Below are 11548 nucleotides of genomic sequence, written 5' to 3' on the forward strand. Positions count from 1 at the left end.
TGAATTGGCCAGGCTAGCGCGCCCAGCGCAAGGGGAGCGCGCACGATGAAAGCCAATGCCACCCGCGCGTGGAGCCAGGTGTTCACGCAGCACGGATCTGTGCTGCGCGGTTTCTTTGTGCGCCGCGGCGCCAAGGAGGACGCCGAGGACCTGGTGCAGGAAACCTATCTACGCCTGTTGCGTGCGCAGCAGGACCAGGGCGAGGGAATCGCCAACCCGGAAGCCTATCTGTATACGGTGGCGCTGAATCTTGCGCGCGAGCAGGCGGTGCGGCGCAAGCAGGCGCCGCTGCAGATCGATGAAATGGAACAGTTTTCGCAGTTGCTGGCCGCCGGCGAGGATGTGGAAGATGCCGCGCACCGTCAGCAGCGCCAGCAACGTCTGCAGGCCTTGCTGGCCACCTTGCCGGAACGCACCTGCGCGGTGCTGGTGATGCAGTACCGCGATGGGCTCAGCTACAAGCAGATCGCCGAGCGCATGGGCGTGTCTGCGCACATGGTCAAAAAACATGTGGTGCGTGGGTTGTCGGCTTGCAGGCAGGCGGTTGCCGACAGCGGGGAGAGCTGGTGAGTACACGCATTCTGGCCGCCCGCAGCGCTGCTGGCGAGGCCGCACACTGGCATGCGCTGCAGCGCATGCAGGCGCTGGACGCGCAGCAGCAAGCCAGTTTCATGCAATGGCTGACCGCATCGCCGCTGCATGTGCGCGAGTACATGGCCGTGCTGCGCGTCGCCGGCGAGCTGGGCGACGTAATGCGTGGCATGGAACTGGATGTGGATGCCTTGCTCGATGGCGATCGCCGCACGCGTGCGGCTGCAGCATCGCCCAATGTGATCGCGTTGCCGTTGCCGTCGCGATTGCCGCAACCACCACCGCCTCGGCATGCGGCGCCTGTGGGCCGTCACGATGGCCAGCGCGGCGCGCGTCTACGCGGCTGGAGCCTGGGCCTGGCCGCGGCGTTGTGCGGCGTGGCGGTCTTGACCGGCTGGGCCTGGCCGCGCACCCAGACCTATGCCACCGCGCATGGCGAGCAGCGCCGCGTGCAACTGGCCGATCGCAGCGTGGTGCATCTGAATGCGCTCAGCAGCGTGCGCGCGACCATGACACCGTGGAGCCGTCGCCTGCAATTGCTGCAGGGTCAGGCCAGCTTTGAAGTGGCTCAGGACCGCCGTCGGTTGCAGGTGTATGCAGGCCGCCTGCGTGTGGAAGATATCGGCACCACCTTCGATATCGCGTTGTATCGGCAGCAGGCACGCATCGAGGTCACCGAAGGTCGCGTGCACGTGTGGCGCGAAGACCGCAAGCAGCAGCCGATGCTGGCAAACCTGGGCGCCGGGCAGAGCGCACGGATCGACGCGGTGTCCGGCCGGGTCGAGGTGTCCAGCGAGGATGTCGCCGCGATGCATGCGTGGTGGCAGCGACGCATCGTGTTCCGCGATGCGCCGCTGACCACCGTGGCCGAGGATTTCAATCGGCTCAATCGCACCCGCCTGCTTATCGACGATGCCGCCGCCGGCGCGTTGCGGCTCACCGGTAACCTGCGCGGCGACGATGTCGCCTCGCTGCGCGCGTTTCTCGACGATCAACCCAACCTGCGCGTGGTCGATGCGCCGGGCGTGCTGCGCGTGAGCAGCCGGCCAGCGCAGGGCGTCGCCGCGCACTGACGACCGCGGCGTGTACGACGCCGTCATGTGCCAGGTGACATCTCCGATATGGGTGCGCACCGCGGGGCGGCATCGTGTGCGCGCCGCGCCCTGACATCAGCCATGACCCTGTGGCAACTGGCCGGCGTGCGCACGCGTGCAGATGCACCCGCATCGTGCGGGCAGTGCAGTACGCCTGCGTGCATGCGCGCTACCGGTGCGCGCGTGTCACAGAAAATTCATCAAAAAACGGTGCCCGATCGTCGCTGTCGTCCCTCGTAGTCCAGGTACAACGCAGCATTCCCGCCCAAGCGTGGCGCTGCGCATTGCTTCCTCCCCTACTGGATTCCACGATGCGTCGTACGTTGGTTCTTTCGATCGCTCTCGCATTGCATGCCGGTACTGCCGGTGCCCAGACCACGCCTGCGGCGGTGTCGGTCGATGCGATTCCCGCACAACCGCTGGCACGCGCGCTCAATGCGCTGTCGCGTCAGACCGGGCTGCAGTTCGTGTATGCCGCCGGCGTGGCCGGCAACCCGCAGACCCGTGCCACCCCTGCAGGCATCGCACCGGAGCAGGCGTTGCAGCAATTGCTCGATGGCACCGGCCTGCGTTACCGCTATCTCAATGCGACCACGGTGACGATCGAAACCGCCGAACCAGCGCCCGGCGTGCCGCAGGGGGTTCCTGCAACGGCCGCAGTCGCAACGACCGTCACAGTGCCAGCACCGCGCGCAGACCCACCGGTGCAGGAACTGGACAGCATCCAGGTGCTCGGCAGTTACGCCGGCAGCCTCGGCGCCGCGCTGCGCCAGAAGCGCTACGCCGACAGCGTGGTGGATGTGATCGCCGCCGAAGACATCGGCAAGCTGCCGGCACAGAACGTGGCTGAAGCGCTGCAGCGCGTGCCCGGTGTCTCGATCGTGCGCGACCGCGGCGAAGGCGTGTACGTGCGCGTGCGCGGCCTGGGGCCGAACTTCCAGGTCACCACGCTCAACGGCCAGACCATGGCGGTCAACGAGAACGTGCGCACGTCCGGTCAGACCGGGCGGCAGTTTCGCTACGACACGCTGCCGGCCGAACTGGTTTCCGGGCTGGACGTGATCAAGAGTCCCACCGCCGACCTGGACGAAGGCGCCATCGGCGGCATCGTCAATGTGCGCACGTTCCGCCCGCTGGAGCTGGGCAAGGCCCTGACCAACGTATCGCTGGAATCGAGCCAGGCACAACGCACGCATGCCAACGATCCGCGCGTGTCGGGGCTGTTCAACTGGGTCAATGCCGAGGGCACCTTCGGCATGCTGATCTCTGGCGCATATGCGCAACGCAGCTTGCGCCAGGACCGCGTCAACGAGGTGAGCTGGGACTACTACCGTAACGGTGTGCCGGGCGTCCCCGGCGCCAGTTACGTGCCGACGGGCCTGCGGCCGACGCTGGAGCTGGAAGAGCGCGAACGCACCGGCGTGGCGGCATCGCTGCAATGGAAGCCTAGCGCACAATGGGAAACCAATCTGGATCTGCTCTACGCCAGGCAGACCGTGCATTATGACGAATACAGCATGGGCGTGGGCTTTGACAGCCTGGCCAAGCTGAGCAATCTGCGCGTGGAAAACGGTGGCATCACCGGCTTCGACTATCGCAATGGGCAGGTGCAGATCTCGCGCGAGACCTCTGGCATCACCGACGACAATCGCAGTGCGCGCCTGTCCAGCACCTGGAGCGGCGACCAGTGGACGCTGGGCGCGGTGGCCTTCCACTCGCAGGCGCACAGTTACGATTCGGACCCGATCCGGCGCACCCGCCTGCGCAGCGGCACCAACCTGTCGATGCGCGTGGACATGCCGCAAGCCGACGGCGACAACGTGCCGGACTGGCGCTTCAGCAACGGCTTCGATCCGACCAACCCGGCCACCGTGGCGGGGCGCCGGCTGGAATGGCGCGAGATCGATGCGCGCGACAAGGAAGACGCGCTGCAGTTCGACGCCAGGCGCACACTCGACGGCAGCTTCTTCCGCGATTTCAAGCTGGGCGCCAAGTATCGCCAGCGCTCGCGCACCTACGATCGCGCCGACCTGCTGCTCAACAGTATCGCCGGCGTCCGTTTCCCTGGCAGCTATTTCACCGCCTTGCCGGTGGGCGACATGCTGGCCGACGCCAGCGGCAACCTGCCGCGGCAATGGCTGGCGCCGATCGAATCCGCGTTCTGGGGCAATTGGCCGACCAGCGCCGATCTGAGCAACACCCCCAACAGCGCCGACCTGCAGAACTCCTATGAAGTGCAGGAAAAGATCGCCTCGGCGTATGCGATGTCCAACTTCGGCACACAGCTGGCGGGCCGCGAACTGCGCGGCAATCTCGGTGCACGCGTGGTGCGTACCGAACAGGCCACCGATGGCCATGCCGACGTCAATGGCAGCGCGCAGCCGGTGCATTTCGAGCGCAGCTACACCAACGTGCTGCCCTCGTTCAACGCCGCCTGGGACGTGCGCGATGACATGGTGCTGCGCACCTCCGCGGCCAAGGTGATCACGCGCCCGGACCTCACCGATCTGTCGTCCAAGCTCACCTTCAATTCCAGTGGCGAACGCCTCACCGCCAGCGGCGGCAACCCTGCGCTGCAGCCGTTCGAAGCGTGGCAGTACGACCTGACCTTTGAGTGGTACATCGACGGCACCTCGGCACTGACCGGCGGTCTGTTCTACAAGGACATCTCCAGCTTCATCCAGACCCAGATGTCCAACCTGGTCTACGAAGGCCAGACCTATCTGCTGTCGTCCAAGACCAATGGCAGCAAGGCGATGGTGCAGGGTGCGGAGGTGGCGTATCAGCAGGTGTTCAGCGGCCTGCCATCGCCGCTGGATGGCCTGGGCATGCAGCTCAACTACACCTGGACCGACAGCAAGGCGACCTATCACGACGGCACCAGCAGCTTTACCGACAGCCTGGAAGGGGTGGCCAAGAACACTTACAACGCCGTTCTGTTCTACGAGAAGGGGCCGTTGATGGCGCGCGTCAGCTACAGCTGGAGCGACGAGATTCTCAACGCGGTGGGCACCGCCAATGTCGCCACGCTCAACAGCGACAAGTTCGGCAGCCTGGATGCCAACGTGGCCTACAAGGTCAACGACACGCTGTCTGTGTTCGTCAATGCGATCAACCTTACCGGCGAAGTGCAGCGCCAATTCGTCGGTGATCACCTGTTCGGCGGTTATACCGACTACGGCCGCACCTGGTCGCTTGGAGTGCGCGCGCGGTTCTGAGTGGGGTCCAAGGCAAGCCGGTAGGCGGGGATCCGTCGAGGATGGTGCGCTCCATCTGGCACGCGTGTAGCGCGACATGCTGCAACCGCGGTCTTTTGGGAGATAGCCGCTGCGATAGCCGCTCCAGCGTTGCCGACAACAGCCAAAGGCCACAACAGGGCGCCTTCCAGCAGGGCGTCATCTGCACCTGCAACGGCGCCCGCTGTGGCGTTGTTGCCAACTGCCGGTCGCGCCCTGTCGCAACACAGGGTGGCGCCATGATCGAGATCGAAGGCATGTCATCACTACCGCGTCTGTGTCTTGGATATTTTGCTGCTGTCGTTGCTGCGCTGATTCCGCCGGGAACCGCGCACGCCGCCGCAGCAACGCCTGACACGCTTGAAAAGGTCGTCATCCTCAAGCGCCATGGCGTGCGCGCGGCGATGTCCAGCCCGGAAGCATTGGGCAGGTACTCCGCACATTCCTGGCCACGTTTCGGCGTGCCTGCCGGTTATCTCACCGAGAACGGCGCACGTCTGGAAGCCTTGTTCGGCCGCTACTATCGCGCCCATTACGCAACGCTCGGCCTGTTCGATGGCGATGCTTGCGACAAGGTCTACTACTGGGCCAACCGCACCCAGCGCACCATCGCCTCGGCACAGGCGCTGGCAAGCACGCTTACGCCCGGGTGCACGAACACGGTGCACCACGTTGCCGACGATGCATCCGATCCACTGTTCGATGGCGCGCCGGCATTGCGCCAACCCGCTGCCGCCGCATTGATGCGCGCAGCCATCGCCGGCCGCGTCGGCGGCGATGTTGCGAGCTGGAATGCGGCGCAGCGCGATGCCATCGACACCTTGCAGCAACTGCTGTTGCAATGCACGCAGCGGCCGTGCCCGGCGCAGGCCGTTGCCGGCAAGCAACGCCTGGATGCGGTACCTGCACGCATGGGCGATGCGCACCACGGCATTGCCGGGGTCGAAGGCCCGGCAGCGGCCGCATCGGGCATCAGCGAGAGCCTGCTGATGGGCTGGGCCGACGGCCAGGACTTTGCCGCACTGGGGTGGCAAGGCCTGGACGAAGCCAGCCTGCTGCGCGCGTTCGCACCTCACCAGGCCGAGTTCGCGCTGCGCCTGCGTGCGCCGACGGTGGCGCGGATGGCCAGTTCGCCGTTGGCGGCGCGGCTGCTGGCAACCTTGCAGCAAGGCGGCGAGGCCAACGGCAGTGCAAACGCCACTGCAGCGCGTGCCACGCCGATTGGTGGGGATGCACGGCTGGTGGTGCTGTCCGGTCACGACGGCACGCTGACCCTGCTGGCCGGCATGTTCGATCTGCATTGGCAGCTGCCGGGGTACCAGCCGGACCAGACCGTGCCTGGTGGTGCCTTGGTCTTCGAACGCTGGCGGCGTGCCGACGGGCAGCGCGTGATCCGCCTGCGCTACACCGCGCAGACGCTGGCGCAACTGCGCGAACACCGCGCGCTGACACCGCAGGCGCCGCCGCCGTCCTCGCCGGTGTTCATTCCCGGCTGCAGCAGCGCCACGCCGGAGTACGACTGCGCGCTGCCGACCCTGGCCAGCCTGATCGGCGCGGCGATCGACCCGCATTACCTGAGCGAATGACGCTGCGCGCGCCGGCCGCCGCCGGCGCGTGTGGTTGCATCGGCGTTTGAGCGCCGTATCCCTGGCCGCCGTGCCAGCCGCTGTTTCTCATCACTGCAAGAGGCGATTTATGCTCCACCAGCGACGTACTCTCGTCAGTCTCGCACTCACTCTCGGTCTTGCCTGCGCCAGCATCGCACAGGCGCAAACGGACGTCGGCGTACTCGACGTGTTGACCTACAACATCGCCGGCCTGCCCGAAGGCCTGTCCAGCGGAACGCCGGCCACCAACACCGCACTGCTCGCACCGAAACTGGCCCCTTACGGGCTGGTCAACGTGCAGGAAGACTTCAACTACCACGCCACGCTGTACGCTGGCGACGCGCATCCCTACCGTACCGCCACCAGCGGCGGTGCCGCGTTCGGTGACGGGCTCAATACGCTCAGCAACTATCCCTTCAGCGACTTCACCCGGATCAAGTGGAACCAGTGCAACGGCACCGACTGCCTGACCCCGAAGGGGTTCAGTTACATGCGCGTGCGCCTGGCCGATGGCGTGCTGCTGGACGTCTACAACGCGCACCCCAATGCCGGTGTCGAAGCGGGCGATCTGTCGGCGCGTCGCGCAAATATCGGCCAGCTCTCGCAATTCATCCAGACCTGGTCGGCCGGCAACGCGGTGCTGGTGATGATGGATTCCAATACGCGCTACACCCGCAGTGACGACAACATCCGCGAGCTGATCGCCTCCAATGGGCTGGCCGATACGTGGGTGGAACTGATCAAGGGCAGCGCACCGGCGGCCGGTGCCGCGCCGCTGCTCTGCGGCACGCCGCCCACCAATAGCTGCGAGGTGGTCGACAAGATCCTGTACCGTGACGCCCCGCAACTGACCCTGGTGGCCAATCGCTATCAGCTCGATGGCGGCGGCTTCTACGACAGCGCCGGCAAGCCCTTGTCCGACCACTACCCGCTGTCTACACAGTTCGGATGGGCGGTGGGCGATCGACTGCGCACCAGCGACCAGTTCGGTGGTCCGCACGGCATTCCGTTCAACGATCTGGCCGGCAACCCCGGCGTGCGCCGGCTCAGTGGCGTGACCCTGCGCGGCGGTGCGCGCCTGGATGGCGTCGGCGTGATCCTGGACAGCGGCAAGCTGCTCGCGCATGGCGGCAGCGGTGGGCAGGCGACCACATTGTCGCTGGGTGCCAACGAAACGCTGTCCTCGGCCACCTTCAGCGTTGGTAGGTACAACGACCGCACCCGCCTGTTCTCGTTGAGTCTGCGCACCAATACCGGCCGCAGCGTGCAGGTGGGCAGCCCTACCAGCGAGACCTACACGCTGACCGCTCCCAGCGGCTGGCATATCGCCGGTTTCACCGGCCGCGCAGGTGAGGAGATCGATAAGTTGGGCGTGGTGTATGCAAAGGATTAGGCGCTGGCGCTAAACCTCATGCAGCTTGATCGTCGGTTCGGTGATAGCTGCAGGGCAGCGATGTTGGCCAAGGATGGCCATTGCGCACATTTTTTCTAGCGTACGAATCACCCGTATGTGGGCGCTGATTCGTGCACGCGATCTGGATGCCGCACTTGCAGGCGTGAGCGCAACCACGCGGCGCAGGCCGCTTCATCGAGTGAGCCATCGGCCAGACCGATGTAGAAGCCGTAGAGTTCCAGATCATCGGCGACCAAGGTTGCACCATTGAGCACGATGAAGGTTTCGCAGGCAACCGCCGCAGTGCGCTTGTTACCGTCGACAAACGGATGGTTGCGGCCCAGTCCGTAGGCAAGACTGGCCGCAAGCGCAGCCAGATCCGGTGGTGGATCGCCGTAGGACTGCAGGTGTTTCGGCCTGGCAAGCGCCGAGTCGAGCAGGGCGTCGTCGCGCACACCGCTTCCGCCTCCGTGTTCGGCGAGTTGACGATCGTGGATGGCCAGGACAAGCGGCCGCTCGATCCAGATGATCATGGGCGCGCCTTATTGCGCCAGTTTGTGCAGCAACGTGCGGCGGTTGCGCATCACCTGCTCGGCCACCTCCATCTGCGCGGCCAGGGTCGGGTCGAACGCGGTCAGCTTGATGCCGTCGGGCGTTTCCAGTGCATAGAGCTCGTCGCCCTTGCCCAGGCGCAGGCGAGCGAGCAGTTCCTTGGGCAGGATGACGCCAGCGGAATTGCCGATGGAGGTGATCTTGAGCTTCATGGTAATGCCTCACGTTAGTACGTAGGTTATAACTCTGTCGTCACCCGCCCGCAAGCGCTGTGCTGAAGTGGCTCAGCAAGTCAGTCTCGTCTCCTGCGATTGAAAAGTGTACAAATGTACACCTCGTCCTGTCGGCCGCCGCACTTTCATGCAACCTCTCTCTCCCAAGCGTCTGGCCGTGCTGGCTTTCCTGCAGGAGCAGGCCCGCACAGGGGTGTCGCCCAGTCTGGCCGAGATCGCGCAGGCATTCGGCTTTGCCTCGCGCAATGCCGCGCAAAAGCACGTGCAGGCGCTGGCCGAGGCGGGGTTGATCCAACTGTTGCCCAACCAGAAGCGCGGCATCCGCGTGCCAAGCGGCGCCGGGCGCGATGCCTTGCTGGCCTTGCCGGTGCTGGGACGGGTGGCGGCCGGTGTGCCGATCGGGGCGGATATCGGGCTGGAGCGGCAGCTGTGGCTGGACCGCACGCTGTTTTCGTTGCGTCCGGATTACCTGCTGAAAGTGCAGGGCGATTCGATGATCGACGACGGCATCCTGGATGGCGACCTTGTCGGCGTGCATCGCAGCAACGACGCGCGCGATGGGCAGATCGTGGTGGCGCGGGTGGATGGCGAAATCACCATCAAACGCCTGGAGCGCGGTGCCGAACGCATCCGCCTGCTGCCGCGCAACCGCGCGCATGCGCCGATCGTGGTGGCGGCCGACGCCGACTTCGCGATCGAAGGGCTGTACTGCGGCCTGATCCGGCAGGGTTGAGATGAGCGAGCCCGTGCAGCTGCGACAACACGGCAATGCCGCGCTGGCGATGCCGCTGGACGCCTTGCTGGCTGCGCGCACGGTATGGCGCGCAGGCCACGGCACTGCCACGGCCAATGGGGGCGAATCCACCGGGCATGCCGCACTGGATGCGCTGCTGCCCGATGCCGGCTGGCCGCGGCGTGCGCTCACCGAGTTGCTGTTGCCCGCACATGGCATCGGCGAAATCGCCTTGTTGCTGCCCACGCTGGCGCGGATGACCGGTGCTAGCAGCCGGGTGGTGCTGGTGGCACCGCCCTTCATCCCGTACGCACCGGCCTGGCAGGCGGGCGGGGTGGTGCTGGAACATCTGGAAGTGGTGCAGGCCGAGCCGCGCGACGCCCTGTGGGCATTCGAACAATGCCTGCGCAGCGGCGCCTGCGCAGCAGTGCTGGGGTGGCCGCAAACCGGCGATGCGCGCGCCTTGCGGCGGCTGCAGGTGGCGGCCGACAGCGGCAATTGCTGCGCGTTCGCGTTGCGCGATCGTCGGCATGCGGTCAATGCATCGCCGGCGGCCTTGCGGCTGGAATTCCTGCCCGAGCGCGATGCCTGGCAGGTGCGCAAGTGCCGCGGCGGCCAGGTGCCTTCGCAGCCGTTGCGGCTGGCGCATTGAGCCGCGCGCATGTTGTGGGCCTGCATCTTATTGCCGCAGCTGGCACTGGACGCCGTTCTACGGCGGCTTGAAGAGCCGGACGCGCCGCTGGTGCTGGTGCAGGGGCCGGCGCAGTTGCGCAGCCTGCATTCGGCCAACCCCGCCGCTGCCGCTGCTGGATTGAAACCGGGCATGCGCCTGTCTGCGGCGCATGCCTTGATGGCACAGGTGCGCACGGTCGATTACGACGCGCAGAACGAAGCACGTACCCAGCGGTTTCTTGCGGCCTGGGCGTATCGGCATAGTTCGTTGGTGAGCCAGCAATGGTCGCGCGCCATCGTGCTGGAGGCCGGTGCGAGTTTTCGTCTGTTCGGTCCATGGCCGCGTTTCGAGCGACGCCTGCGCGATGAGTTGCAGGCATTGGGTTTCCAGCACCGGCTTGCACTGGCGCCCACCCCACGCGCGGCGCGCGTATTGGCCGGGCTGCGCGATGGCATGGTGCTGACCCAGGTGCCGGCCTTGCACAGCACCCTGGACAAGGTGCCGGTGCGCCGGGCCGCCTTGCCGGGCGATGCCGGCGAGCGTCTGCAGCACATGGGCGTGCGCACGCTCGCCGCAGTACGTGGCTTGCCGCGCGACGGGCTGCAGCGGCGTTTCGGTGCGGGTCTGCTCGATCATCTGGACCGCCTCTATGGCAGCGTCGATGACACGCTGGAGTGCTACGCGCCCCCGGACCACTTCGACCAACGCGTGGAGCTGGGCTACGAGGTGGAAACCCATCCGGCCCTGTTGTTCCCGCTGCGCCGGTTGATCGGCGATCTGTGCACGTATCTGTCCATCCGCGATGGCGGCGTGCAACGCTTTTTGCTGCGTCTGGAGCACGAACAAGGCGCCACCGATGTCGAGATCGGTCTGCTGACGCCGGAGCGTGCGCCCACGTTGTTGTTCGAGCTGGCCCGCAACCGGCTGGAGCGGGTGGAGATTCCGCGGCCGGTGGTGGCGATGCGGCTGTTGGCGCGCCAGCTGCCACCGTTCGTGCCGGCGATGCGCGACTTGTTCGACCAGCGTGCGCAGCAATCGGTGGACTGGCCGCAACTGCGCGAGCGGCTGCGTGCGCGCCTGGGCGATGAGGCGGTGTACCGCGTGCTGCCGGCCGACGACCCGCGCCCGGAACGCGCCTGGCGTCGCGCCATCGGCGATGCAGTGCGCGAAGCTGCGGCGCCGCCACGCCCGCCGCGGCCCACCTGGTTGCTGCCGCAGCCGGTGCCTTTGCACGATCCGCACCTGCGCATCGTCTCCGGTCCCGAACGACTGGAAAGCGGCTGGTGGGACGACGACGAGGCGCGACGCGATTACTACGTGGTGGAGACCGCACGCGGCCGGCGCGGCTGGGCGTTCGCCGCCCCCGGCCGTGTGGATGGCTGGATGCTGCATGGGTGGTTTGCGTGATCCGGCGTAGGCCACTGCCAGAGTGGGGC

General features: G+C 66.4%; 10 protein-coding genes. 8 read left to right on the forward strand and 2 right to left on the reverse strand.

What is annotated here, in order from left to right; all coding sequences use genetic code 11:
* Positions 1–45 precede the first annotated feature (45 nt).
* From FHY18_RS07440 to FHY18_RS07460, 5 genes are all read left to right on the forward strand, one after another.
* Positions 46–570: an RNA polymerase sigma factor gene (locus FHY18_RS07440; protein ID WP_259153176.1), complete on the forward strand. Its 525-nt coding sequence runs from the start codon at positions 46–48 to the stop codon at positions 568–570.
* Positions 567–1664, forward strand: a complete 1098-nt coding sequence (locus FHY18_RS07445; RefSeq protein WP_259153177.1) for a FecR domain-containing protein — start codon at positions 567–569, stop codon at positions 1662–1664. The genes FHY18_RS07440 and FHY18_RS07445 overlap by 4 nt, the downstream gene beginning before the upstream one ends.
* Positions 1665–1996: 332 nt before the next feature.
* Positions 1997–4903: a TonB-dependent receptor gene (locus FHY18_RS07450; RefSeq protein ID WP_259153178.1), complete on the forward strand. Its 2907-nt coding sequence runs from the start codon at positions 1997–1999 to the stop codon at positions 4901–4903.
* Between the two features lie 275 nt (positions 4904–5178).
* Complete coding sequence (locus FHY18_RS07455; protein ID WP_259153958.1) at positions 5179–6507, forward strand: histidine-type phosphatase; 1329 nt, start codon at positions 5179–5181, stop codon at positions 6505–6507.
* A 109-nt stretch (positions 6508–6616) separates the two neighbouring features.
* Positions 6617–7921: a jacalin-like lectin gene (locus FHY18_RS07460; protein WP_259153179.1), complete on the forward strand. Its 1305-nt coding sequence runs from the start codon at positions 6617–6619 to the stop codon at positions 7919–7921.
* Positions 7922–8028: 107 nt separating this feature from the next.
* On the opposite strand, the gene FHY18_RS07465 is transcribed toward FHY18_RS07460, so the two are convergent.
* The gene (locus tag FHY18_RS07465; protein WP_259153180.1) at positions 8029–8454 is read right to left on the reverse strand and encodes a type II toxin-antitoxin system death-on-curing family toxin; all 426 of its coding nucleotides are present in this window, start codon (positions 8452–8454) and stop codon (positions 8029–8031) included.
* A gap of 9 nt (positions 8455–8463) precedes the next feature.
* A complete protein-coding gene (locus tag FHY18_RS07470) occupies positions 8464–8685 on the reverse strand; it encodes an AbrB/MazE/SpoVT family DNA-binding domain-containing protein (protein ID WP_210762070.1) in 222 nt (73 codons plus the stop codon).
* A 148-nt stretch (positions 8686–8833) separates the two neighbouring features.
* On the opposite strand from FHY18_RS07470, the gene lexA reads away from it, so the two are divergent.
* Genes lexA through FHY18_RS07485 form a run of 3 tightly spaced genes read left to right on the forward strand, consistent with a single transcriptional unit; the run spans position 8834 to position 11519 of the window.
* Positions 8834–9439, forward strand: a complete 606-nt coding sequence (gene lexA, locus FHY18_RS07475) for a transcriptional repressor LexA (protein ID WP_259153181.1) — start codon at positions 8834–8836, stop codon at positions 9437–9439.
* Between the two features lies 1 nt (position 9440).
* Positions 9441–10091: a translesion DNA synthesis-associated protein ImuA gene (gene imuA / locus FHY18_RS07480; protein WP_259153182.1), complete on the forward strand. Its 651-nt coding sequence runs from the start codon at positions 9441–9443 to the stop codon at positions 10089–10091.
* Between the two features lie 9 nt (positions 10092–10100).
* Positions 10101–11519, forward strand: coding sequence for a DNA polymerase Y family protein (locus FHY18_RS07485; protein ID WP_259153183.1), 1419 nt, complete (start codon positions 10101–10103; stop codon positions 11517–11519).
* The last annotated feature ends 29 nt before the right edge of the window (positions 11520–11548 follow it).

Origin of the sequence: Xanthomonas sp. 3793 (assembly GCF_024806835.1) — a bacterium.
GTDB lineage: Bacteria > Pseudomonadota > Gammaproteobacteria > Xanthomonadales > Xanthomonadaceae > Xanthomonas > Xanthomonas arboricola_F.